Annotated in this window: 25 protein-coding genes and 1 other RNA gene; 14 read left to right on the forward strand and 12 right to left on the reverse strand. The window is 54.4% G+C overall.

The annotated features are described in order from the left end of the window. Positions 1–11: 11 nt before the first annotated feature. Positions 12–872, reverse strand: a complete 861-nt coding sequence (tesB, locus tag E0L21_RS00005) for an acyl-CoA thioesterase II (protein WP_131406036.1) — start codon at positions 870–872, stop codon at positions 12–14. 215 nt (positions 873–1,087) lie between these two features. On the opposite strand from tesB, the gene E0L21_RS00010 reads away from it, so the two are divergent. Next, a complete protein-coding gene (locus E0L21_RS00010) occupies positions 1,088–1,657 on the forward strand; it encodes a YbaY family lipoprotein (RefSeq protein WP_131406037.1) in 570 nt (189 codons plus the stop codon). A 32-nt stretch (positions 1,658–1,689) separates the two neighbouring features. On the opposite strand, the gene E0L21_RS00015 is transcribed toward E0L21_RS00010, so the two are convergent. Continuing rightward, positions 1,690–2,001, reverse strand: a complete 312-nt coding sequence (locus E0L21_RS00015; protein WP_131406038.1) for an MGMT family protein — start codon at positions 1,999–2,001, stop codon at positions 1,690–1,692. Between the two features lie 165 nt (positions 2,002–2,166). Here E0L21_RS00015 and ffs point away from each other — a divergent pair. Then, an RNA gene (ffs, locus tag E0L21_RS00020) (signal recognition particle sRNA small type) lies at positions 2,167–2,263 on the forward strand. 32 nt (positions 2,264–2,295) lie between these two features. Here ffs and E0L21_RS00025 read toward each other — a convergent pair. After that, positions 2,296–2,709: a GFA family protein gene (locus E0L21_RS00025; RefSeq protein ID WP_131406039.1), complete on the reverse strand. Its 414-nt coding sequence runs from the start codon at positions 2,707–2,709 to the stop codon at positions 2,296–2,298. Positions 2,710–2,860: 151 nt separating this feature from the next. Between E0L21_RS00025 and E0L21_RS00030 the strand changes: the two genes are divergently transcribed. Then, a complete protein-coding gene (locus E0L21_RS00030; protein ID WP_131406040.1) occupies positions 2,861–3,454 on the forward strand; it encodes a hypothetical protein in 594 nt (197 codons plus the stop codon). A 3-nt stretch (positions 3,455–3,457) separates the two neighbouring features. Here E0L21_RS00030 and yczR read toward each other — a convergent pair whose 3' ends face one another. After that, positions 3,458–4,879 (reverse strand): MocR-like transcription factor YczR, encoded by a 1,422-nt coding sequence (gene yczR / locus E0L21_RS00035; protein WP_131406041.1) that lies wholly within the window; start codon positions 4,877–4,879, stop codon positions 3,458–3,460. A gap of 84 nt (positions 4,880–4,963) precedes the next feature. Between yczR and yczE the strand changes: the two genes are divergently transcribed. The 7 genes from yczE (at position 4,964) to E0L21_RS00070 (ending at position 11,886) form a co-directional block, all read left to right on the forward strand. Beyond that, on the forward strand, positions 4,964–5,575 hold the full coding sequence (gene yczE, locus E0L21_RS00040; protein WP_131406042.1) for a membrane protein YczE: 612 nt from the start codon (positions 4,964–4,966) through the stop codon (positions 5,573–5,575). Positions 5,576–5,708: 133 nt separating this feature from the next. Next, positions 5,709–6,254, forward strand: coding sequence for a GNAT family N-acetyltransferase (locus tag E0L21_RS00045; protein ID WP_131406043.1), 546 nt, complete (start codon positions 5,709–5,711; stop codon positions 6,252–6,254). Positions 6,255–6,488: 234 nt separating this feature from the next. Further along, the gene (locus tag E0L21_RS00050; protein WP_017459970.1) at positions 6,489–6,740 is read left to right on the forward strand and encodes a hypothetical protein; all 252 of its coding nucleotides are present in this window, start codon (positions 6,489–6,491) and stop codon (positions 6,738–6,740) included. Then, entirely contained in the window at positions 6,737–6,955 is a 219-nt protein-coding gene (locus E0L21_RS00055) for a hypothetical protein (protein ID WP_131406044.1), read from the forward strand. Before E0L21_RS00050 ends, E0L21_RS00055 begins: the two co-directional genes overlap by 4 nt. A 257-nt stretch (positions 6,956–7,212) precedes the next feature. Then, a complete protein-coding gene (locus E0L21_RS00060; RefSeq protein WP_131406045.1) occupies positions 7,213–8,292 on the forward strand; it encodes a LacI family DNA-binding transcriptional regulator in 1,080 nt (359 codons plus the stop codon). A 105-nt stretch (positions 8,293–8,397) separates the two neighbouring features. Beyond that, on the forward strand, positions 8,398–11,472 hold the full coding sequence (locus E0L21_RS00065; protein WP_131406046.1) for a beta-galactosidase: 3,075 nt from the start codon (positions 8,398–8,400) through the stop codon (positions 11,470–11,472). 60 nt (positions 11,473–11,532) lie between these two features. Continuing rightward, positions 11,533–11,886 carry a DUF1428 domain-containing protein gene (locus tag E0L21_RS00070; protein ID WP_131406047.1) on the forward strand — a complete coding sequence of 118 codons (354 nt, stop codon included), beginning with the start codon at positions 11,533–11,535 and terminating at the stop codon, positions 11,884–11,886. 8 nt (positions 11,887–11,894) lie between these two features. On the opposite strand, the gene E0L21_RS00075 is transcribed toward E0L21_RS00070, so the two are convergent. Further along, positions 11,895–12,440, reverse strand: coding sequence for a flavin reductase family protein (locus E0L21_RS00075; RefSeq protein WP_131406396.1), 546 nt, complete (start codon positions 12,438–12,440; stop codon positions 11,895–11,897). Positions 12,441–12,483: 43 nt separating this feature from the next. Then, positions 12,484–14,043 (reverse strand): EAL domain-containing protein, encoded by a 1,560-nt coding sequence (locus E0L21_RS00080; protein WP_131406048.1) that lies wholly within the window; start codon positions 14,041–14,043, stop codon positions 12,484–12,486. A gap of 99 nt (positions 14,044–14,142) precedes the next feature. On the opposite strand from E0L21_RS00080, the gene E0L21_RS00085 reads away from it, so the two are divergent. Then, positions 14,143–14,859: a GntR family transcriptional regulator gene (locus tag E0L21_RS00085; protein WP_131406049.1), complete on the forward strand. Its 717-nt coding sequence runs from the start codon at positions 14,143–14,145 to the stop codon at positions 14,857–14,859. A gap of 3 nt (positions 14,860–14,862) precedes the next feature. Here the strand turns inward: E0L21_RS00085 and E0L21_RS00090 are convergent, their stop codons facing one another. Beyond that, positions 14,863–16,062 carry an enolase C-terminal domain-like protein gene (locus tag E0L21_RS00090; protein ID WP_131406050.1) on the reverse strand — a complete coding sequence of 400 codons (1,200 nt, stop codon included), beginning with the start codon at positions 16,060–16,062 and terminating at the stop codon, positions 14,863–14,865. 276 nt (positions 16,063–16,338) lie between these two features. Here E0L21_RS00090 and E0L21_RS00095 point away from each other — a divergent pair, with 276 nt between their 5' ends. Beyond that, a complete protein-coding gene (locus tag E0L21_RS00095) occupies positions 16,339–17,709 on the forward strand; it encodes a PTS transporter subunit EIIC (protein ID WP_131406051.1) in 1,371 nt (456 codons plus the stop codon). A 2-nt stretch (positions 17,710–17,711) separates the two neighbouring features. On the opposite strand, the gene E0L21_RS00100 is transcribed toward E0L21_RS00095, so the two are convergent. Genes E0L21_RS00100 through E0L21_RS00115 form a run of 4 tightly spaced genes read right to left on the reverse strand, consistent with a single transcriptional unit; the run spans position 17,712 to position 21,013 of the window. Next, on the reverse strand, positions 17,712–18,371 hold the full coding sequence (locus E0L21_RS00100) for a methionine ABC transporter permease (RefSeq protein ID WP_165501864.1): 660 nt from the start codon (positions 18,369–18,371) through the stop codon (positions 17,712–17,714). Next, positions 18,368–19,159: a methionine ABC transporter ATP-binding protein gene (locus tag E0L21_RS00105; RefSeq protein WP_131406052.1), complete on the reverse strand. Its 792-nt coding sequence runs from the start codon at positions 19,157–19,159 to the stop codon at positions 18,368–18,370. Before E0L21_RS00105 ends, E0L21_RS00100 begins: the two co-directional genes overlap by 4 nt. Then, positions 19,156–19,962, reverse strand: coding sequence for a MetQ/NlpA family ABC transporter substrate-binding protein (locus E0L21_RS00110; RefSeq protein WP_131406053.1), 807 nt, complete (start codon positions 19,960–19,962; stop codon positions 19,156–19,158). Before E0L21_RS00110 ends, E0L21_RS00105 begins: the two co-directional genes overlap by 4 nt. Before the next feature lie 22 nt (positions 19,963–19,984). Further along, complete coding sequence (locus E0L21_RS00115) at positions 19,985–21,013, reverse strand: isopenicillin N synthase family dioxygenase (RefSeq protein WP_131406054.1); 1,029 nt, start codon at positions 21,011–21,013, stop codon at positions 19,985–19,987. Positions 21,014–21,273: 260 nt separating this feature from the next. Here E0L21_RS00115 and E0L21_RS00120 point away from each other — a divergent pair, with 260 nt between their 5' ends. After that, complete coding sequence (locus tag E0L21_RS00120; protein WP_131406397.1) at positions 21,274–21,534, forward strand: type B 50S ribosomal protein L31; 261 nt, start codon at positions 21,274–21,276, stop codon at positions 21,532–21,534. Positions 21,535–21,537: 3 nt separating this feature from the next. Next, entirely contained in the window at positions 21,538–21,678 is a 141-nt protein-coding gene (gene ykgO / locus E0L21_RS00125) for a type B 50S ribosomal protein L36 (protein WP_088236752.1), read from the forward strand. Here ykgO and E0L21_RS00130 read toward each other — a convergent pair. Next, entirely contained in the window at positions 21,675–22,376 is a 702-nt protein-coding gene (locus tag E0L21_RS00130; protein WP_131406055.1) for a GNAT family N-acetyltransferase, read from the reverse strand. The two genes, ykgO and E0L21_RS00130, sit on opposite strands and share 4 nt — an antisense overlap. Between the last annotated feature and the right edge of the window lie 63 nt (positions 22,377–22,439).

Consider the following 22,439-nt stretch of genomic DNA (forward strand, 5'->3'; position numbering starts at 1 on the left):
TTTAAAGCACGTTAGTTGCGATTGCGCATTACGCCTTCCTGCACGCTGGACGCCACCAGTACACCCTCTTGGGTGTAGAACTCGCCGCGCACAAAACCGCGTGCGCTTGATGCTGAAGTGCTTTCCACACTGTAGAGCAGCCATTCGTTCATATTAAATGGGCGATGGAACCACATGGAGTGGTCAATAGTGGCAACCTGCATACCGCGCTCAAGAAAGCCCACGCCGTGCGGCTGAAGCGCAACCGGCAGGAAGTTAAAGTCCGAAGCATATCCAAGCAGATATTGGTGTACGCGAAAATCGTCCGGCACCGTGCCGTTTGCGCGGATCCATACCTGGCGGGTGGGATCGGCAACGTGGCCTTTCAGTGGGTTATGAAACTCAACCGGGCGGATCTCCAGTGGCTTATCACTGAGAAACTTATCTTTGGCCTGCGGTGGCAATAAATGGGCAAGCGCGCGGGCAATATCTGTTTCGGATTTCAGCGAATCCGGTGACGGTGCTTGCGGCATGGTTTTTTGATGTTCATAGCCGGTTTCCGGTGCCTGGAACGACGCGGTCATGTAGAAAATCGGTTTGCCGTTCTGAATGGCCGCGACGCGTCGGGCGCTGAAACTGTTGCCATCACGCAGCACTTCTACGTCATAAACAATCGGTTTTTCGCTATCGCCCGGACGTAAAAAGTAACTGTGGAACGAATGCACCAGGCGCTCGGTCGGAACGGTTTCTTTGGCGGCATACAACGCCTGGCCTACGACCTGGCCGCCAAAAACCTGGCGTAAGCCCAGATCTTCGCTCTGCCCGCGAAACAAGCCCTCTTCAATTTTTTCCAGGTTCAGTAATGCCAGCAGATTAGATAACGCCTGACTCATAGATTTCCTCAAATTAATAACGGCTGACGGAGCGAATTATCCGAATAGTATAACCTGGAAAAATTGCTGGTCCGATGGGTTCAATAATCTGAATAGATGGCAGTTTGCAGGAATATATCTCGTACGTGTGCCACACTTGTTCAGGTTACGATGGTTTGACCACACATCCTGGCGGGCGAAACGCCTGCCGGTGCATTGAAGATAAGGAGAAATCAATGAAACTCGTGCACATGTTAAGTGGTTTAGCAGTCGCGGTCGCGCTGTCTGCCTGCGCCCAAAAGGGCGGCGATATTCCGACACCTGCACCTAACCCAAATGCACCTGCGGCAACAAATAAACCGGCGATCACGCAACCGAGTGTTTCGGGTACGGTTTGGATCCGTCAGAAAGTGGCGCTGCCGCCAAACGCGGTACTCACCGTGACGGTTTCTGATGCCTCGCAGGCAGATGCGCCGTCGAAAGTGCTGGCGCAGAAAGCCGTCCGTACTGAAGGTAAACAGTCACCGTTTAGCTTTGTGTTGCCATTTAACCCGGCGGATATTCAGCCAAATGCCCGCATCCTGCTGAGCGCGGCGATTACCATTGACGACAAAATCGTCTTTATTACCGATACGGTTAAGCCGGTTATCAACCAGGGCGGTACGAAAGTTGACCTGACGCTGGTGCCGGTACAGCAAACCGCGGTGCCGCTGCAACAAAGTGGCGGGGCGGCAACCACGGTGCCTTCCACTTCTCCGACTCAGGTAAACCCGTCGGAAGCAACACCTGCGCCGACGCAGTACTAATATGACAGTGCTCCTCCCGGTTGGGAGGAGCCTTAATAGTTCCAACGATAGTGCTGTAAATCGATTTGCCCGCTTCCCGACACCCTCACGCCTTCCGCCAGCAGCGCCTGACGCTGACGCTGTAGATCCGGCCCGGTCAGCGAAATACAACCATGACGATTCACCACCCGATGCCACGGCAGCGTGCTCCCATCCGGTAAGCGTTTCAGCACCCCGCCCACCTGGCGCGCCGCGCGCGGTGCACCGGCGAGTTTCGCCACATCGCCATAGGTCGTGACATAGCCTTCGGGTATGGCGGCAACGATTTGCCATACCCGTTGCGGGAAAGAGTCCTGTGTATCCATTGTGATGTCCTGAAGGAAGAAGGGGCAGCATAAACAGCGAATCGTGTGCTGTGAAGAGGTGATTGTGCAAGAAACCAGCATCCGTCCCGGCGCGGCTTGCAATTGCCATCCCGGATAGGGATAATGCGCCAGCGCGTTGGTTAACAACGCTCTCAATGGGGGCTCTGTTGGTTCTCCCGCAACGCTACTCTGTTCACCAGGTCAGGTCCGGAAGGAAGCAGCCAGGGCAGATGACGTGTGTGCCGGGATGTAGCTGGCAGGGCCCCCACCCAATTCTGCTCCCCCATATTTTATTCACTCGCGCGAATAGCGCAGATACCCCGCAATGCCATTTTTACCGCTATCCGAAGGGTGATTAACACCTTCTGAAACCGGAATTTGCGCAAAATCGAAGGGCGAGACTCCTTCAATGCAGGCCACATTCACGCCGTATTGATCCGGGTTAGAGCGCCGCTGGTGAAATGTATAGATACCGCAAACCGAGCAAAAGTAGTGCACGGCGGTGCCGGTGTTAAAGCGATACTCGGTCAATTTATCCTTGCCTTTAAAAACCTCTATGCCCGAAAGTGGCGCCGACACGGCAACTGCGCCGCGCATTCGGCAAAAAGAACAATTACAGCGCCGCACGGTATTAAAACCGTCCGAAAGCTGCACAGAAAACGCCACCGCGCCGCAGTGACACTGCGCCCTTAATTTTTCCGACATCACTTTCCTCATCAAGGCCAATCAAACGGGTCTTTCTACCTTAGTCTTTTTTACCTTTTTTGGTGGGGGAAAAGCGTGGGTTCGCGGGTGATGTTTTTATGCAGAAACGGTACGCTGTAGCCGCAAAAATAATTCTGATAAAAGGGCAGGGAGTATGCGCAACATCGTATTGGCATTGACGTTATCGGTATCGACGGCACCTTTTGCCGCCACGTTGCAGTCGGGGGTTTATGAAGAGCTGCAACTGGCGGTATCTCCGTCCGGTGAGGTGACCGGTTACTACTCTGAAACAATGGGCGTTGGTGTGACGCGAAACTGCGCGTTTGCGTTGGCGGGTAACGTGTCTCAGAACGGGGAAGCGGAAATATCCAGCTGGTCTTCTGATGTGCTGCCGGGACATCTTTCTGCCACGGCGGACGGCGTGACATTGAAGATTGCGAACGGGCAAAGCCATGACGGCTGTATGAATGTGATGGTGCCGCAAATCAACGAGGGGATTGCGTTGAGTAAAACCCAGTCGACGCAGTGGATTTCTCTCGCCGAAGTGGTTGATGATCGGGTTTATCTCAGCAGCACACCGGACGCCAGCACGCGGCGTAAGGCATGGATTGTTAAAGATGATGTTGTTGGTGTGCTGAAAACCGGGCAAGGTTGGACGCAGATCCAGTTTATTAGCGAGGCGGGAAAAAGCACCACTGGCTGGGTTAACAGCAAGTCGATAAAGCCGCTTACGCCGCCTGCGGGCTGAGTGTTATATCACGCTACGTTTTAATGGCGCTTCCGTTTCGTGAAGCGCCAGCCACAAGGGTTTAAGTCGTAATAGTGCATTTTCCAGCTCACTGGAATCCAGTGCGAAAGGGATGCGCAAATAGCGCTCAAACGCCCCTGTCAGCCCGAAACGCGGGCCAGCGCCGAGATGGATACCCATCGTTTCAGCGCGCGCGGCAAACTGCGTTGCCAGCATATCGGGCAGCTCTATCCAGAAAGAGAGGCCGCCTTCCGGCAGCGAGAAACGCCAGTCGGGGAAATGTTCCCGCAGCAACGCCGCACAGCCATCGCGTCGTGCTTTGAGCATGTCACGACGCGCGGGCAGGAAAGTTTCTGCATTCTCTATCAACCACAGCGTGGCCAATTGTTCCAGTAGCGGCGAGCCGAGCTCCAGTGTATCGCGCGTCTGCACCAGCGTGGCAATGGTTCGCGATGAGGCGCGGATCCACCCTAAACGCAGCCCACCCCAGAACGTTTTCCCCGCCGAACCGAGCGTTATCACCATGCTACTGTTATCAAATGCTGCCAGCGGTGGCGGTGGGGCCGATTCATACCACAAATCAACCATCGTTTCGTCGACCACCAGTGTTGTGCGCGCTTGCGCGGCAACGCTGACGATGGCCTGGCGCGTGGCGATATCCATACAGCGGCCGGTCGGATTGTGGTAATCAGGCATTAAGTAAGCCAGCCGTGGCGCAGTCTGCGCCAGCGTCGCGGCGAACCCATCGATGTCCCAGCCCGCTTGCGGCAAGGAAACGCCAACCGGTCTGCACGACGCTCCCTGAATGGCAGCAATCGCCAGCGGATATGTCGGGTGATCGACCACCACGCGATCGCCGGGGCCAGTTAGCATGCGCAGAACCAGCGCCAGCCCGCTGAGTGCGCCATTAACTACCATCACTTCATCAGCATGCGTGGGCAAGCCGCGAGCGGTATATCGTGCGGCGATCGCTTCGCGCAGCGCCTGTACGCCTAATTGCCCGTAGCCTGTGCGTGAAAGATAGGGCGGAATAGCTGCCAGTGCGTGGGTATAGGCCTGATGGATTTCTGGGCCAGCACTGAGTGCGGCAGTGGAGAGATCGAGCGCCGTCCCCGCCGTGCTGAGTGTCGGTATCGCCCGGCTACCGGGCAGGATCACGCGCGAGCCACTGCCGTGGCGGCTCTCCAGATAGCCTTCATCGCGCAGGTGTGCCAGTGCGCTGGCAACCGTTGTGCGGCTGATCTCAAGCATAGAGGCCAGTTCACGTTCGCCAGGAAGGCGAGTCTCGATTGCCAGTCTGCCATCAAGGATAAGCAGGCGCAGCGCGTCGGCAAGTTGTCGCCATAACGGCGTGCGCGAAGCAGGTTGTTGCCAGTGACCTAACAGACGGTGTAAAGAGTGACTACCCAGGCGGCGTGATGACATATACAGTCCACTATTTTAAAACTGGACATTAATAATAAGGCCATTTCCAGTAAAGATGAAAGTCTGAACTACCGGAGATAAACAATGCTGCGTCGATTAATTCAACTTTATATAGGTCTGGTTCTGTACGGCGTTTCTACCGCCATGTTTGTGCGAGCGGATTTGGGAGCAGATCCGTGGAACGTTTTTCACTTGGGCGTAATGAAACTGCTATCGCTGGATATTGGTACGGTGATGATCGTGACCGGTGCGCTGGTGCTGCTGTTGTGGATCCCGCTGCGCCAGCGGCCCGGATTGGGAACGATAAGTAATGTCATTGTATTAGGCCTTGCCGCCGATGCCGCGCTGTCATTGATGCCGGTGCTGGATTCGCTGGTGGCTCGCGGCACTTTGCTGGTTTGCGCTGTGGCGGTGAATGCCATCGCGACCGGAATGTATATTGGCGCGGGGTTTGGTGCCGGGCCGCGCGATGGGTTAATGACCGGTATTCATGCGCGCACGGGCTGGTCGGTGCGAACTATCCGCACGGCGATTGAAGTTTCTGTGCTGTTTATCGGCTGGCTGCTGGGGGGAACCGTTGGCGTGGGTACGGTGGTTTACGCGCTGGCGATTGGCCCGTTGATCCAGCTTTGCCTGCCGTGGTTTCGTCAGAAACCGACGCTAAAGCCTGAGCCACAAAGCGAGCCCGCGCTATAACTGTGTATTAAATGCGGTGCGCTGCGCCATTCATCCCCTCAATTTTGGTGTGAAACTGGCGGTTTACTTTATAAAACGGCCAGGGGATTCTGGTGTAACAACATCCGTTGGCGTTGCAAAGGAGTGATGGTCAATGGCAACACCCGAGCTCGAAACCGCAAGACTACTTCTCAAGCCGCTGGCATCGGAAGATGCCACGCACATTCAGCGTATTTTTCCGCGCTGGGAAATTGTGCGCTACCTGATTGCCAGTGTGCCCTGGCCCTACCCGGAAGGTGCCGCGCAGCATTATGTCGATAATGTTGCGCTGGCGGCAAACCGCGCAGGTGAGGGCTGGTTTTGGACGCTGCGTCGCAAAGCAGACCCGGCAGAGTTGATGGGTGTTATTTGCTTAATGAATACGCCAGACAATAACCGGGGTTTCTGGCTGGTGCCGGAGTGGCAAGGCAAGGGTTATATGACGGAAGCTTGCCATGCGGTGAATGATTACTGGTTTAATGTGCTCGATCGCGATGTGCTGCGCGCACCGAAAGCCGTGGCGAATGCGCGTTCGAAAAAGATTTCTGAACGTAGCGGAATGCGGCTGGTTCGCCGCCTGAAGGGGCAATATGTGGCCGGAGAACTGGACACCGAGCTATGGGAGATAACCCGCGACGAATGGAATAATCTTTACCGCTGAAACCTGTCAGCCTGAGACGGCTGGCAGGATATTTAAATTTCATTGTCGATATATTTATTTGCGCTGGTTTATTTGTCATTTTACTGAAATATTAATTTAATCTTTTTGTCATAATTCTTAGGCAGATTAATCTAGGGTTTTTTTAAGTTGTTATAATTCTGAAATATATTTCTGGATCAGTTCCATAAGTTCGTGTATTAATTAGCATGTTTATTCACACAAGAAGGGATAATCATGGCCAGTGCTGTATTAAACGTCAAAATTGATGAAGCGCTAAAAGAGAAACTTCGTCATTACGCAGAAGTAAATAGTGAAAATCTCGGTACCGCGACAGAAAAGCTGTTGCTGCTGGCTTTTCAGGCTGCGGAAGAGGCGGGAGTATCGGAAGACGACATTGACAACCAGCATACCGAAGAAGAGAGCTCTACTCCGTTAACTCCTAAAGAAATTAAAGCGTTACGTAAACTTCTGAAGAAGAAAAAATGAACCAACAACTGCTATCAACCGCCAGCAACTATGGCGAAGCCTGCGAGATGCTGCGCTCAGGTTTTGTCAAACAAGTTCGTCTGGACTGGAATATCGGAAGTGATGAGTTTTTTCGCATCGCATCAGATTGGTGCGATGCCGGAGCGAAAATTAAAAAAGAAGGGCACAGCTTTATTATTTCGATAAAAGGCTTCCCAATCCCGCGTCAGCAGTAATGTATTTGTCATGAAACTGTCATTTTAATTGCATTAAAAAATGTGATGGTGGTTTCATAATAAAAATACGTAACCATCTCAAATGCACATTACGGATGATGTTTCCGACGAGCCTTTTGTGGCTCGTCGCTATTTCTTTTCCCGCACAATATCCTTCCAACTGTATTTAGCCCCGTCTGGTATTTTCTCCGAAGCGCTCACAGGCACTGACTTGTAAACCGGGTATACTGGGAAATTGTTTGCAGCCGGGAAGCACTATGAAAACCATCACTCTTTATGATGTCGCCAGCCATGCGGGCGTCTCTTACCAGACTGTTTCGCGCGTGATTAACGATGCGGCGCATGTTTCCACAAGGACGCGTGAGAAAGTGCTTGCTGCGATGGCGGCGCTGCATTACATCCCCAATCGCGGTGCCCAGCAACTGGCGGGTAAACGCACGAAAACGCTCGGTTTGTTGACGACCGATCTGGCTTTGCATGCGCCATCGCAAATCGCGTCGGCGGTAAAATCTCGCGCCGGGCAGGCCGCTGCCAGCGTGAGCATCTCGATGCTGGAGCAGCACGATGCAGCCAGTTGCGTCGCAGCCTTACAGGAGCTTCTGGCGCAGCGCGTTGAAGGCGTGTTGATCAACGTGCCGCTTGACGATGCGCTGGCGCAGCAACTCGCGGCGCAGGCGGCTCCCACGCCCGTGTTGTTCCTGGATGTTGGCGAGACGGCCGCGGTGAACAGCCTGGTGTTTGATGCCATGCAAGGTGCGAGACTTGGCGTAGAACACCTGCTGGCGCAGGGACACCGCCAGATTGCGTTGCTCGGCGGGCCGCAGACCTCGGTTTCCGCGCGTACTCGCTTTACCGGTTGGCTGGTGGCACTCCAGCAGGCGGGGCTTACGCCTTGTGCCAGCGCGCATGGTGACTGGAGCGCGGCTTCCGGCTATGAAAAAGCACATAGCTTGCTCGCTGGCATGCAGTTACCCGACGCGGTACTGGTGGCAAACGATCAGATGGCGCTTGGCGTTATCCGCGCCTGCGTCGAGAAAGGGATTGCCGTGCCAGCGCAGATCTCCGTGGTGGGTTATGACGATACCGCCGACAGCGCCTGGTTTTCCCCGCCGCTCACCACGATTCGCCAGACGTTTAAAGAGGCCGGGGAGCGAAGCGTAGACTGGCTACTCAGCCCGTCAGCTCAGGCCGATGTCACGGGTCAAACGCGGTTGCCGGTAATGCTCATCGAACGCCACTCCACCGCGCCTGCACGGCAACAGAAACTGAGCGGTGAAGTTCTTGCCAGGCGCTTAAGCGAACTGGCGCAGCAGGTGGCTATGCTGGATCGCCGTTAATACTTTTGTGATCCCCTTCGCTTTGATCCTGGTACCAGCTTTACCTGTGGTGAAAAATGCGCCATTGTACCTTCAATTGTGAGCGCTTCGCAAAATGAGGTTTTTATGTCCACTTCCGCGTTAAATTCAATACTCTCCCGCCGCGACTGGGAAAATCCGATTCTCACGCACTGGCGCCGTTTACCTGCGCATGCGCCGATGCGCAGCTGGCGCGACGAAACTTCTGCGCGCGACAACGCGCTATCGCCCGCACGTCGCTTACTCAATGGTCAGTGGCAATTCAGTTTTTTTGCTGCGCCAGAAGCGGTACCGGCACGCTGGATCGAAGAGGATTGTGCTGACGCGGTTGCAATGCCTGTCCCCTCAAACTGGCAAATGCAAGGTTTCGATACGCCGATTTATACCAATGTGACTTATCCGATTCCGGTAAATCCGCCGTTTGTGCCGCAAGATAATCCGACGGGTTGTTACTCGCTCACATTTGAGATGAGTGAATCAGAACTGGCGCACGGGCAAACCCGTATTGTTTTTGATGGCGTGAACTCGGCTTTTTATCTGTGGTGTAACGGGCAATGGATCGGCTACTCACAGGACAGCCGCCTGCCTGCTGAGTTTGATTTGAGCCACGTTCTTAAGGCCGGAGAGAACCGGCTGGCGGTGATGGTGTTGCGCTGGTGCGATGGCAGTTACCTGGAAGATCAGGATATGTGGCGGATGAGCGGCATTTTCCTCGATGTCGCTTTGCTACAGAAACCGGCCACGCGGATTGCCGATTTTCACCACATTACGCAGTTAAATGCGCAATTGACTCACGCACAGTTGCAGGTTTACGCCCAGCTTGAAGGTGACTTTACCGATTGTCGCGTCGCTTTCACGTTATGGCGAGGGGAAGAAAAAATCGCCGAAGCGCAACAAACGCCGGGCAGCGCAGTGGTTGATGAGCGCGGAGGCTGTGCGGAGCGGCTGAGCGTCACGTTGCCGGTGGCTTCCCCGTTGTTATGGAGCGCCGAGACGCCGCATCTTTATCGCCTGACGCTAACACTGCTCGATGCGCAGGAAAATGTACTGGAAGTAGAAGCCTGTAATGTCGGATTCCGCCAGGTTGAAATCAACAACGGCTTGCTGAAACTCAATGGTAAACCGTTGCTGATCCGTGGCGTTAATCGCCACGAGCACCACCCGGAAAACGGGCAGGCGATAGATGAAGCCACCATGCGTCGCGACATTGAACTAATGAAACAACATAACTTTAATGCGGTGCGCTGCTCTCACTATCCTAACCATCCGCTCTGGTATCAGCTGTGCGATGAGTACGGTTTATACGTGGTGGATGAAGCCAATATCGAAACCCACGGTATGGTGCCGATGAGTCGCCTCGCTGATGATCCGCTCTGGCTGCCGGCGATGAGCGAGCGTGTAACGCGCATGGTGCAGCGCGATCGTAACCATCCATCGATCATCATCTGGTCGCTGGGAAATGAATCAGGGCATGGCGCGAACCACGATGCATTGTACCGCTGGCTGAAAACCACCGATCCCACACGCCCGGTGCAGTATGAAGGTGGCGGGGCAAACACTGCCGCGACCGATATTGTCTGCCCGATGTATGCGCGCGTTGATCAAGATCAGCCGTTCCCGGCGGTGCCGAAGTGGTCGATCAAAAAGTGGATCGGTTTGCCGGATGAAACCCGCCCGCTGATTTTGTGTGAATACGCCCACGCCATGGGCAATAGCTTTGGCGGCTTTGCCAAATACTGGCAGGCCTTTCGCGCTACACCGCGCTTACAGGGCGGTTTTGTCTGGGACTGGGTCGACCAGGCGCTAACGAAAACGGACGAGAACGGGCAGACATTTTGGGCTTATGGCGGCGATTTTGGCGATACGCCAAATGACCGGCAGTTTTGTATGAATGGGCTGGTTTTCCCGGACAGAACGCCACATCCGGCGCTGTACGAAGCGCAGCGCGCTCAGCAATTTTTCCAGTTCAGCCTGCTGAGCACGCAACCGTTAGTCATTGAGGTGGAGAGCGAATACCTGTTCCGCGCTGCCGATAATGAGTTTCTGCGCTGGCGTGTAGAGCGTGATGGCAATGTGCTGGCGCAGGGTGAAGCGGCGCTGGATATTGCACCGCAAGGAAAACAGAAGATTGAGCTTATGCTGCCTGAACTGCGCGCAGCACCCGGTGAAGTGTGGCTGAATGTCGAGGTTTACCAGCGGGCGGCAACACGCTGGTCGGCAGCGGAGCACCTTTGTGCATGGGATCAGTGGCGTTTACCCGCGCCGCTATATAGTGCGCCGCGCGAGGTTAAAGGTGTGCGACCGGCATTGCGGGAGAGCGCGCAAGATTACTTGGTCAGCGCCGGTCGTCAGCGCTGGCAGTTCAGTCGCCAAAGCGGCGATCTGGTGCAGTGGTGGCGCGATGCGCAACCAACACTGTTAACGCCGCTCACGGACTGTTTTGCCCGCGCGCCGCTGGATAACGATATCGGCATCAGCGAGGTGACGCGTATTGATCCTAACGCCTGGGTGGAGCGCTGGAAAGCGGCTGGCATGTATGAACTGCACGCGCAGTTGCTCTATTGCGAGGCGGAAGAGGGGGCGGCGGAAGTCGTTATCCATACAGGCCATTGTTGGGTGGGGGCGGGGAAAACGGCTTTTATCAGCCACAAGCGCTGGCGCATTGATAGCCACGGTGTATTGCACGGTGATGTGGAGGTGCAGGTGGCAACCGATATTCCGCCACCGGCGCGTATTGGTCTGGTTTGCCAGCTCGCAGAACACCATGCGCAGGCAAGCTGGTTAGGCTTAGGGCCGCATGAAAACTACCCCGACCGTAAACTGGCGGCGCGCCAGGGATTGTGGACCTTGCCGCTTGCCGCGCTGCATACGCCCTATATTTTCCCCGGCGAGAATGGCCTGCGTTGTGATACGCGCATGTTGCGCTATGGCGCGCATCGACTGGACGGCGATTTCCACTTCTCGCTGGGGCGATACAGCGATGAGCAACTGCGCGAAACCACACATCACCATTTACTGCGTGAAGAGGCCGGTTGCTGGTTGCATGTCGATGCGTTCCATATGGGCGTTGGCGGCGATGACTCCTGGAGCCCAAGTGTGTCGGCGGAGTTTATTCTCGATACAGACAAGGTGCGTTACGCCTTTTGCTGGCGGCAAGACTAAACTTATCGGGCCGGATGCGGCGGGGCTGTCCTGCCGCACGGCCACTTCGGAGGTCAACTCATGAAGTATGTTGATGGTTTTGTGGTTGCCGTACCGGCGGATCAAAAGGAAGCCTACCGCCAGTTGGCGGCAAAATCTGTCGCGCTGTTTAAAGAGTTTGGCGCCACGCGAATTGTCGAATGCTGGGCGGACGATGTTCCCGACGGGAATTTCACCGATTTTCGCATGGCAGTGAAAGCTGAAGACCACGAAGAGGTCGTCTTCAGCTGGATTGAATACCCGTCAAAAGAGATACGTGACGCTGCGAATCAAAAAATCATGGCTGACCCGCGGATGCGCGAGCTGGGCAACGAGATGCCCTTTGATGGCAAGCGCATGATTTACGGGGGCTTCGTTCCCATTCTTGACGAATAAATGGCCGCTCAGGAAACTTTGGTAAACAGTGCCTTGCGCTCCAGCACATCGCCATCTGTACGGAATACGCCCCCACCGACATAGTGCAGGGTTTGCGGCCACTCCGGCTGGGGGTTAACCCGCGCAGCAACCACTTCAAAAATAAAGAAGTTATAGTTCTCCACCATCGCGTCATCGTAGAGGCGACACTCGAACTGCCCGAAACACTCTTTTATCGACGGTGCGCTGACCTTGTCGCTCTTTTCTGCTGTCAGGCCAAATTCCGCGAACTTGTCGACGTTATCACCGGTACAGTTACCGATACGTGACACAGTATCAATCATGCTGGCTTCCGGCAGATTAATCACACACTCACCGCTTTGGCGAATGCGTGCAAAACTGGCGTTTCCCGCTGAAATCATGCAACCAACCAGCGACGGTGAAAACTCCAGAATCGTGTGCCAGCCCAACGTCATGATATTGTTTTGCCCTTGCCAGTGGCTGCTGAGCAGTACCACCGGGCCAGGTTCCAGCCAGTGCCGGACATCATGCAGCGGCCAGGATTGCTTTTTCATCATGCTTCCTCCGCGTGTTAAACCACTTTTAACAGTAGCAAAACTAGGCGGCGCGCAGGTTATTTTCCGCCCACTGAATAAACGCGTCGGGCGGCAGTGCTTTGCTGTAGAGCCAGCCCTGGCCGAACTCCACGCCGTATTTCTTTAGCCACTGGAGTTGGCCTTCGGTTTCAATGCCTTCCGCCACCATCGCCAGCCTGAGCGCTTTCGCCATATCGATAATGTGCGGCGTCACGGCTTTGTACTCCAGCGCATCGACAAATGATTTGTCTATTTTGATGATGTCGACATCCAGATTTTGCAGGTAACTCAGGCTGCAATAGCCGGTGCCAAAGTCATCAATGTAAATCGCATGCCCGGCGGCGCGTAGCGCACTGATTGCTGGTCCGCTCACCGCCGGATCGGCGAAGCCGCGTTCGGTGAGCTCAAGGGCGATTTGTGAAGGAGAGAGTTGCCACTGGGCGATCAGACGCGCCAGCAGATCCGGCAGCGCGGGATCAAGCAGATCTGCAGGCTCAAGGTTAATCGAAATATGCTGATCCGGATGCTGACGCAGCCAGGACCCGAGGGTGGAAAACACCGTTTCGACCACCAGTTTTGTCAGCTGCGGCATCAGGCCGCTGTGCACTGCCAATGGAATAAAAATATCCGGCGCAAGGTAACTGCCATCTTTCTGCCGCCAGCGTGCCAGCGCCTCAGCGCCGACCATCTTTCCGTTATCAATCTCAACAATCGGTTGAAAAAAAACGGTAATTTCGCGTCCGTAAATAGCATCCTGCAACTGCGCGCGTGGTGAGTGCAAACGGCGCAGCAGCCTTAACATGACAAAAGCGAGCAGCAGACTGATCAACAAACCGAGGGGCAACCAAATCATCAATAACCGGTGCCAGTTTTTCTCCAGTGGCGCAATTGCCATCCAGGTGACAATTGCCAGCCCCATATCAGCATTGCGCTGAACCCGATAAACCGCGCCATTGGCCATAATACGCGTTGGGCCAGCCTGATTTATTTGCGCCAATATATCTGCAGTAAGTCGGGGACTTCCGGCAATACGTTGGTGAGTTTTGGTATTAATAAGCGCGATATAAACGGGGGATGTACCATGCGACAAAATATCAATAAACGACTTCGGATCGACCATCACCACATAATGAGCACTGCCGATCGCGACCATATATTGCGCCAGACCCAGATCGTTATGGCGGGTCAGCCAGGCGCGAAAGCCATCGGAGGTGATCTTTTCGGGGACGGGAAAGGGCGGAATATGGCTGTCGGCTTGCAGTGATGAGCAGAGTGGTTGCAGCCCATCCATATACAGCGCTTCTCGTACATAGCGCCACGCATACGAAATACGCCGCATCGCCAGTAAGTGTTCTGGCGTACAGGGTGCGCCATCGTAGGCATCCAGCTCCCGAAGCGCGGCTTTACTCTGGTTAATGACGCGTTGGGTTCGCATTTCGGCCAGTTCAGAGTAAGTGTCCAGATCATTCATAAAGTTTTCTTCAGCTTGGCGGTGACTCATCCAGATACTCAGGCTCACCGGCAGGAAAATGGCGAGCACCAGAGCAACTGTCGCAAGACTCATCAGTCGTCGGTTGGTCATGATCAAAAATCCTTCTTTGATACTGATAAACGAGGAGTATCTTTTAACCGCTGATGTTATAACACGCGACAGCGATTGTTTTCTTTCAGGAAAGAAAGGATGAAGAAAAAAGAGTTTGTGACCCAGGATTTGCTAAGCAAAATTTATCAAATCAGCGCGCCTGGCCCGCGCAAACTCCCGCCTGAACGACAACTGGCTCAGGAATATGGCGTCTCGCGTTTCACCATTCGACAGGCATTGGAAAAACTTGCGAGTATTGGGGTGGTCAATATTGTGCAAGGTTCTGGCATCTGGATTAACGAGCAGGCGCGCAACAATCCGCTGGTTTACAACTCCATCACCGAAAAGCATTTTGATCAGATTCGTTTCCGCATGATTAGCCTGCATAAAAAGCGCCCGGATCGCGATGAACAGCAAGTTTTTGGCCTGAGCGAGGAGAGTTTTATCTGGCAGTTTTGCCGCTTGCGATTTGTCGATGAACAAGCGGTACAAATTGAGATTTCCCGCATGCCGGTGGAAGGATTTGCCGACCTCAACCAACAGGTCATTGAACGTTCGATCCAGCAGTATGTGCTGGGGAAGGGCTACCGGATTTCACATCTGCTGACCACCTACCGGGCGGTGAGCGTCAGCCGCGAACAGGCAGCGCTGTTGGGCTGTAAAAAGGGCAGCCCGGCAATGCACATCAGTAACCGCGGGATCCTCGAAGGCGGGCAGGTGTATGAGATAAGCGACATTATTGATATCAACTACACCTGCACATATGTGATCCCGCATAACCGCGAAAACCTCACCTTCCGCCAGGGTGGCGGCTAACAGTTACGGCGTGTGGATGGCGCCGTCGGCAAGGCGGCTTTGCGTCCACTCATGCGGGCGATAGATCCCCGGATGTGCCAGCGCTTGTTGCTCATCAAAATGTACGCCAATGCCCGGTTTTTCCGGCGCATAAACGAACCCGTCTTTCACTTCCGGTGCGCCGGGGAAAACCGCATCAGTACTGGCGGAGCGAGGGATATACTCCTGGATCGCCGCATTATGCAGATGAATATTGAGATGCGTATTCACCGCCACACCAATGGGGGTCATATCGCCTGGCCCATGCCAGGCCAGACGCACACCGAATGCCTGACACAGGATAGCCAGTTTTAATGCCGGCGTGATGCCACCAATCTGCGAAATATGGCAGCGGATAAAGTCGATACGGCGATTCACAATCAACTCGTGCCACTCCGCCGGGTTGTTAAACAGTTCGCCCATCGCCAGCGGTGCGCTGCTGTGCTGGCGCACCTGGTCCAGCCACGCGCTCTGGGCAGGCGGCAGAATATCTTCAATAAAATAAGGCTGATAAGGCTCAAGCTGCTTTGCTAACCGCACCGCTTGCTGCGGGAATAATCGTTCGTGAACATCGTGCAGGATCTGCAAGCGATAACCATATTTTTCCCGCAGTGCTTTAAACATCGCGACGGTGTTGACCATATAGTCTTGCTGATCAAAATAGGCGCCCGTCGTGGGGTTTTCCGGCGTATGCAGTTGCGCAGGCGTACCGCCGTAAAAACCGAGCTGGCAGCGAATATGCCGGTAGCCCTGAGCTGCCAGCTTATCGACCGCAGTAAATAATTCTTCCAGCGTTTCGCCACTGGCATGGCTGTAGGCGGCGATCGCATCACGTGATTTCCCACCAAGCAACTGGTACAGTGGCATACCCGCAAGTTGCCCTTTGATATCCCACAGCGCCATATCAACGCCCGAAATGGCATTGTTCATGACAGGGCCGTTACGCCAGTAAGCGTTGACATTCATCATCTGCCAGAGATCTTCAATATGGTTGGCGTCGCGGCCAATCAACAGGGGTTGCAGATATTCATCGACCAGCGTTTTCACCGCCAGCGGGCGTTGCTGGAACGTGGCGCAACCATGCCCCGTGATGCCTTTATTGGTTGTCACCCGCACTACCACCAGGTTGTGGCGATCGGGGCGGGTGATAAAGCATTCGATATTCTGGATAAGCGTGGGCGTCACGGGAACTCCTTTACAACATGAGATAAGCGAGTGAGGGCTATTATCTTCGCCCTAATTTTGGCGAAAGGTAAACTGTTTTATGGAATAAAATTTTTGGTCAGTTATTGGTTTTGTTTTTAATTAAAAACCGAACCAATTTAAGATTTGTTGTGTTTTTACGGCTTGTTGATTCTTAATTGTGACATGATTCATATTTTATTGGTTTGTTTTGGGATTTGGCTTTCTCTACCATTTGTAGCAATGATTAAAACGACAACACATCCGGCAGGAGTTTTTATGGGGACGCAAGAAGCCATCGGTAATATTATTCGCCTGGTGGGCGGACGGGATAATATCAACAACGTCTGGCACTGCATGACACGCTTACGTTTTGACCTGATTGACGACGACAAAGTGGATCAGAATGAAATCAAAAAACTGCCGGGCGTGCTGGGGGCGCAACTGCAAAGCGACCAGTTCCAGATTGTCATTGGTCCAAAAGTAAATAGCTGGTATGAGCAACTGCTGGCTATGCTGGGCAACGCGCCAGAGCAGGCGGCAGGGCAGGGGAAAGCGCGCAAAAGCCTGGTGTCGATGTTTATGGATACGGTATCAGGTGTGTTTGGGCCGATTGTGCCCGCCATTGCTGGCGCGGGGATGATCAAAGGGCTGCTGGCCGGGTTGATTGCGCTGAAAATGGTGTCGGCGAAAAGCGATACGGTAATGGTTATCGACCTTATCGCCAGCGGCGTTTTCTATTTTCTGCCGTTTTTCCTCGCGGTTTCGGCGGCGAAAATATTCAAGACCAATGAATATCTTGCGGCGGCGGTTGCGGCTTGTCTGATGTATCCGTCGCTGATTGAGGCGGCAAAAGCGCTGGCCGCGCATCAGGATGGCGCGGTAAGCGCGTTCTGGTTGCTTAATGCGCTACCGGTGTCGGTGTTTAACTACTCGGCCAGCGTCATCCCGGTTATCTTCTCGATCCTCGCGCTGAGTTACATTCATCGCTGGGTCGATAGCATCATGCCGGATGTGCTGAAAACAGTCTTTACCCCAACATTGACGCTGTTTCTCGGCGCGCTGGCGGCGCTGGTGGTGATTGGCCCGATTGGCATTTACCTGGGCAAAGCGCTGGCGTGGTTTATTGAAGGGCTGTTTGGCGTTTCGGCGAGCTTTGCCGGGCTGATTGTCGGCGCGATTCGCCCGGTCGCGATCCTCACCGGGATGCACCATGCAATGACGCCGATTGCCTTACAGAACTTTAGCGAGCGCGGCTATGACATGCTGATGCCGATGATGTTTATGGCAAACATGGCGATTGCCGGGGCGACATTTGCTATCTGGCGATTGAGTAAAAACCGCCAGGATAAAACCGTTACGCTGTCGGCGGCCATCTCCGCGCTGCTGGGGATTACAGAACCGGCGTTGTTTGGCGTACTGACGCGCTACAAAAAAGCGTTTATCGCCGCCACCGTCGCAAGCTCGCTGGCTTCTGCGTTCATCGCCTTCTTCGGTGTGCGGCTATATGGCTACATTTTGTCGAGCATTTTCAGTCTGCCAGCCTATATTGGCCCGTACTTTATCTTTGCGGTTTCGGGCGTGGTGATTGCGCTTGTCCTGTCGTTTGTGCTGACCACTTTGCTGGTGGGCAGGGAGGCGCAAGAGTAACTTTATCGTCGGTGCGCCAGGCGGCGCACCAGCCTGTCGCCCGCCATTTGTACCCCCTGAACCAGCGCCACCAGAATCACCACCGTACCGACCATGACCTGATCGTTAAACCGTTGATAACCATAACGGATCGCCAGGTCGCCAAGACCACCGCCGCCAATCACACCGGCCATCGACGAGAAACCGATCAGCATAACGATAGTAAGCGTAATGCTGGCCAGCAGCGTGGGTAATGCCTCCGGCAGCAGTGCTTTCGCAATCACATGCCACAGATTGCCGCCCATCGAGAGAATGGCTTCTATGCGCCCGTAATCCACTTCATCAAGTGCGTTTTCCGTTAAACGCGCGAAGAAGGGAAATGCGCCGATGGTGACCGGCACCACGGCGGCGGTGCTGCCAAGCGTGGTACCAATCAGCGCGCGGGTAAAGGGGATCAGCGCAATCAACAGGACGATAAAAGGCAGCGAGCGGCCAAAGTTGATCACTGCACCCAGCAAGGCATTCAGTTTTGGCATTGGCGCCAGCCCGTTGCCGCGGGAGACAAATAACAGCACGCCGACGGGCAAACCGATAAGCACAGTAAAAAATGCCGCCAGCCCAACCATGTAAATCGTCTCCAGTGTGCCATTAAGCAGCAGTGGCCAGAGATCGTCCCAGCTCATGCGACCACGCATAACGGCCTCCCATTAAAACCATGGCGGGCGAGAAATGCCTGTTCGGCTTTTGGGTCGTGCAATAGCGCCTGGCGGAGTTTTGACCACGGCGCGACCAGTAAATCGGCGATTTTTCCACTCTCAATAAGCTCGCCGTTTTCCAGCAACGCGGCGTGATCGCACAGGGTTTTCACCACCTCCAGCTCGTGAGTGATTAGCACAATGGTGAGGTTCAGTTTTTGGTTGATATCTGCCAGCAGTTCGAGCACGGAGGCGGTGGTTTGTGGATCCAGCGCGCTGGTGGCTTCATCGCACAACAGCACATCCGGCCTTGTCGCCAGTGCGCGGGCAATACCGACGCGCTGTTTTTGCCCGCCAGAAAGTTGTGAGGGAAAGGCCTGGGCTTTTTCGCTCAAGCCGACCAGCCAGAGTAGCTCTTCGACCCGCGCCTGGCGCTGCGCTTTTGCGACACCGGCGCTTTCCAGCGGCACGGCAATGTTGTCGGCCACTGTGCGTGCATGCAGTAAATTGAAGTGCTGGAAAATCATGCCGGTGCGTAGACGATGCTCGCGCAATGCCGCTTTGTCTAACTGCGTGATGTCGTTGCCGTTGACAATAATGCGGCCCGCCGTGGGCCGCTCCAGCAAGTTAAGACAGCGAATCAGCGTGCTTTTGCCCGCGCCACTGCGCCCAAGGATGCCGTAAATCGCCCCCTTCGGTACGCTCAGCGAGACCTCTTTCAACGCCGGTCGGCCTGTTCCGGCATAGATTTTACTCAGCCCTTCAATGTTTATCATGACTGCGGCGCGACCGGGATCACCGAGCCGTTATATTGCTTACGGATAAACTCCGCCACCTGCGGCGAGGTGAGATCTTTCGCCAGTTCTTTGATACGCGGATCATTAGCCAGCTGTGGATTGGTAACCAGAATATTGGCATATGGGTTGTGGTTCGCGCTCTCCAGTCCGAGCGCATCTTTCGCCGGGGTTAACCCGGCTTCCAGCGCGTAGTTACCGTTAATGACTGCCAGATCGACATCATCCAGCGAACGCGGGATCTGCGGTGATTCGGTCTCGAGGATCTTCAGATGCTTTGGATTTTCGGCAATATCTTTCGGTGTTGCCTGCGTAGTTGCCGGGTCGGTGAACTTACTGTTGAGCTTTATTAGCCCCTGAGCTTGCAGCAGGAACAGCGCGCGGCTCAGGTTAGTCGCGTTGTTCGGAACGGCTACGGTGGCGTTGTTGGGCAGCGATTTGAAATCTTTATATTTGTGCGAGTAAATGCCGAGAGGTTCGATATGGACCGTCGCGGCAACGGCAAAGGTTTTACCCAGTGCTTTTTCCTGATCCTTCAGGTAGGGAACATGCTGGAAATAGTTCGCATCGACGTCGCCATTCGCCAGCAATTCGTTGGCGTTAGCACCGCTGGTCAGCTCCACGACTTGCAGATCCAGTTTTGGGTCGATCTTTTTAATGTAGTTAAGAATTTCTGCATGTGGCACCGGGTCGGCAGCAACGCGCAGAGCGGCAGCCTGGGCGGAAGACCAGGCCAGTGAAAGAGACAGTGCAACCCCTGCCAGAGTAAAAGCGGCATGTTTCATGATGTGTGTTCCTGTGTTGTTATTAGACGATCAGTTGTTCTGTGCGTTCGCGCAGCACATCGCGGTAATAGCGTTCTGCCACATCCGGGTGGGAGCGCAGACGCCCTTTCAGGTAATTCCACCCCACGTCGCGCAGCAGTGGATTTTGTGGGTCGCTCTCTGGCCCGTGTGCTTCTTGCGCCAGTTCTGCAGGTAGCGTGTAAAGCGGGACGACGGCATCCAGTTGCGCACCGAGGAAGAAAGCAATTGAGAGGCGTTGTTGGCCGGCCGGGGGCGATACCACGCGGTGAACGGTGGCACGCAAATAACCATTTGTCGCCAGTTCCAGCAACTCACCAATATTGACGACAAAGCTGCCTTCCAGCGGTAACGCATCGATCCAGCGGCCGGGTTCCACTTCGACCTGCAACCCTTTTTGCTCGTCTTGCAGCAGGAAACTGAGGAAACCCGAGTCTTTATGCGCACCGACGCCCTGTGAGCTCTGCGTCTTTTGCTGACCGGGATAGCGGATCAATTTGATGTGTTCGTTGGGCTTGTTGCCATACAGCGCATCAAAAGCGTTGGCCGGCAGTTGCAGCGCTTCGGCAAATGCCCGCAGCAAGGTCATCGCCATGTCGGTCATCGCCCGTTGCCAGTTAAGCAGGGCGGGTTTTAGCGTCGGCTGCACCGCAGGCCACAAGTTCGGGCCTTGTAACCGTCGCCAGCGCGGGTCGTTTTCACTGAGCTGCAAGGCCGGGCGTTCCGCGCCAATATCAAACTGTTCACGCCAGTCAGGCTGACCGCGGGTGATTTCCGATGCGGCGCGGTTGTAGCCGCGAAAATGCGGAGAGTGGATCATCGCCACTTGCTGTTTTTGCTCATCAGAAAGGGCGAAAAATTGCCGGGCTTCGCGCTGGACAGCCTGCTGTAGCGCGTCATCGACGCCGTGGTTAATAAGATAAAAGAAGCCGATATCGCGCGCAGCATGGCGCAGGTCGGCAAGAAAAGTATCGCGCTCAGCGCCGTGTGTATAACGGTCGAGATCGAGAATAGGCAGTGTGGTTGCGTTCATTGTGTTCTCCGAGGGCGGTAAAAAGGTGTCGGTTCAGGCTTAGGGTTCGGGGACAACAACAGCGCATTTTCTTTTCCTCACGTTTGGGTGTCGTCACAGCTTGCCTTACGACAAACACTTCAACCAATAACGTTCTTTTCTAATTTATGACCGAGCAGGATCATGTGCTTTTGCAAAAAACGCATAACGCGGAACGCTTGAAATGGGGAAATAACTCCGATAGACTTTTGTTATGTTATAACAAAACAAAAGAGTGAATGATGAGACCCGATATCCATCCCCATTACCGTACTGTCGTATTCCATGACACCAGCATCAATGAGTATTTCAAAGTGGGCTCGACCATTAAAACGGAGCGCGAAATTGAGCTGGAAGGTGTGACGTATCCGTATGTCACGATTGACGTTTCTTCGGCTTCGCACCCGTATTACACCGGTAAACAGAAAGTGATTGCGAACGAAGGCAGCGCGGCGCGTTTCCAGCAGCGCTATGGCCGCTTTTTTGCCGATAAAAAGGAGTAAATGATGCAGGTACTGAATTCACTACGTAGCGCGAAACAACGCCACCCCGACTGCCAAATTGTTAAGCGCAAGGGGCGTTTGTACGTGATTTGTAAATCTAACCCGCGCTTCAAAGCCGTGCAGGGTAAAAAGAAAAAACGTTAAGCGCGAAGCGATGCCAGGGAGTAACGCTGCTTGCCGTCAGCCGTGAAATTATCGGCGGCAAGCCAGCGTTGTAGCGCGCTATCCACGGTTGGCCATTCACTGTCAATAATTGAAAACCAGTCTGTATCGCGGTTATGGCCTTTACTCACCAGCGCCTGACGAAAGCGGCCTTCAAACTGAAAACCTAAGCGCAGCGCGGCCTGGCGCGAAGGTTCATTCAGGCTGTTGCATTTCCATTCATAGCGGCGATAGCCAAGCGTATCGAAGACATAGCGCATCAATAACCATTGTGCTTCTGTCGATGCCGGGGTTCGGCTTAGCAGCGGCGAAAAGTGCACGCTTCCTACTTCCCCCACACCATTTTTTTCATCAATGCGCATTAACGATAAACTGCCAACCGGCAAATCGGTTTGCTTATCGATAACGGCAAAATGAAGCGGATCGCGCAGGGCGCATACGCTGGTGATCCACGCGCCAAACGCGGATTCATCCTGCTCGGGTTCTCGTAACAACCATGTCCAACTACGGTTGTCGCCCGCACGTCGATGCGCCTGAAATAGCGCGGTGGCGTGGCCTGGCTGCAAGGGTTCGAGACGACAATAATCGCCTTTTAGCGCCACGCGCTCCGGGAAAGGTCGCGGTTGCCAGTCCGGCAGCGCTGCGCCGACCGGTTGTTGATACTCGTTGATTGCGTTCATTGTGGCTCCTTTTGATGTGCTGCCAGCGTAGCGCGGTGCTGGTTCCATAAAAAGAGCCATACC

This window comes from Kosakonia quasisacchari (assembly GCF_004331415.1).
In the GTDB taxonomy this organism is placed as follows: Bacteria; Pseudomonadota; Gammaproteobacteria; order Enterobacterales; family Enterobacteriaceae; genus Kosakonia; species Kosakonia quasisacchari.

Coding starts and splice junctions, on each gene's coding strand:
- tesB (WP_131406036.1), bottom strand. CDS start 872: ATGAGTCAGGCGTTATCTAATCTGCTGGCATTACTGAACCTGGAAAAA.
- E0L21_RS00010 (WP_131406037.1), top strand. CDS start 1,088: ATGAAACTCGTGCACATGTTAAGTGGTTTAGCAGTCGCGGTCGCGCTG.
- E0L21_RS00015 (WP_131406038.1), bottom strand. CDS start 2,001: ATGGATACACAGGACTCTTTCCCGCAACGGGTATGGCAAATCGTTGCC.
- E0L21_RS00030 (WP_131406040.1), top strand. CDS start 2,861: ATGCGCAACATCGTATTGGCATTGACGTTATCGGTATCGACGGCACCT.
- yczR (WP_131406041.1), bottom strand. CDS start 4,879: ATGTCATCACGCCGCCTGGGTAGTCACTCTTTACACCGTCTGTTAGGT.
- yczE (WP_131406042.1), top strand. CDS start 4,964: ATGCTGCGTCGATTAATTCAACTTTATATAGGTCTGGTTCTGTACGGC.
- E0L21_RS00045 (WP_131406043.1), top strand. CDS start 5,709: ATGGCAACACCCGAGCTCGAAACCGCAAGACTACTTCTCAAGCCGCTG.
- E0L21_RS00050 (WP_017459970.1), top strand. CDS start 6,489: ATGGCCAGTGCTGTATTAAACGTCAAAATTGATGAAGCGCTAAAAGAG.
- E0L21_RS00055 (WP_131406044.1), top strand. CDS start 6,737: ATGAACCAACAACTGCTATCAACCGCCAGCAACTATGGCGAAGCCTGC.
- E0L21_RS00060 (WP_131406045.1), top strand. CDS start 7,213: ATGAAAACCATCACTCTTTATGATGTCGCCAGCCATGCGGGCGTCTCT.
- E0L21_RS00065 (WP_131406046.1), top strand. CDS start 8,398: ATGTCCACTTCCGCGTTAAATTCAATACTCTCCCGCCGCGACTGGGAA.
- E0L21_RS00070 (WP_131406047.1), top strand. CDS start 11,533: ATGAAGTATGTTGATGGTTTTGTGGTTGCCGTACCGGCGGATCAAAAG.
- E0L21_RS00075 (WP_131406396.1), bottom strand. CDS start 12,440: ATGAAAAAGCAATCCTGGCCGCTGCATGATGTCCGGCACTGGCTGGAA.
- E0L21_RS00080 (WP_131406048.1), bottom strand. CDS start 14,043: ATGACCAACCGACGACTGATGAGTCTTGCGACAGTTGCTCTGGTGCTC.
- E0L21_RS00085 (WP_131406049.1), top strand. CDS start 14,143: ATGAAGAAAAAAGAGTTTGTGACCCAGGATTTGCTAAGCAAAATTTAT.
- E0L21_RS00095 (WP_131406051.1), top strand. CDS start 16,339: ATGGGGACGCAAGAAGCCATCGGTAATATTATTCGCCTGGTGGGCGGA.
- E0L21_RS00100 (WP_165501864.1), bottom strand. CDS start 18,371: ATGAGCTGGGACGATCTCTGGCCACTGCTGCTTAATGGCACACTGGAG.
- E0L21_RS00105 (WP_131406052.1), bottom strand. CDS start 19,159: ATGATAAACATTGAAGGGCTGAGTAAAATCTATGCCGGAACAGGCCGA.
- E0L21_RS00110 (WP_131406053.1), bottom strand. CDS start 19,962: ATGAAACATGCCGCTTTTACTCTGGCAGGGGTTGCACTGTCTCTTTCA.
- E0L21_RS00115 (WP_131406054.1), bottom strand. CDS start 21,013: ATGAACGCAACCACACTGCCTATTCTCGATCTCGACCGTTATACACAC.
- E0L21_RS00120 (WP_131406397.1), top strand. CDS start 21,274: ATGAGACCCGATATCCATCCCCATTACCGTACTGTCGTATTCCATGAC.
- ykgO (WP_088236752.1), top strand. CDS start 21,538: ATGCAGGTACTGAATTCACTACGTAGCGCGAAACAACGCCACCCCGAC.
- E0L21_RS00130 (WP_131406055.1), bottom strand. CDS start 22,376: ATGAACGCAATCAACGAGTATCAACAACCGGTCGGCGCAGCGCTGCCG.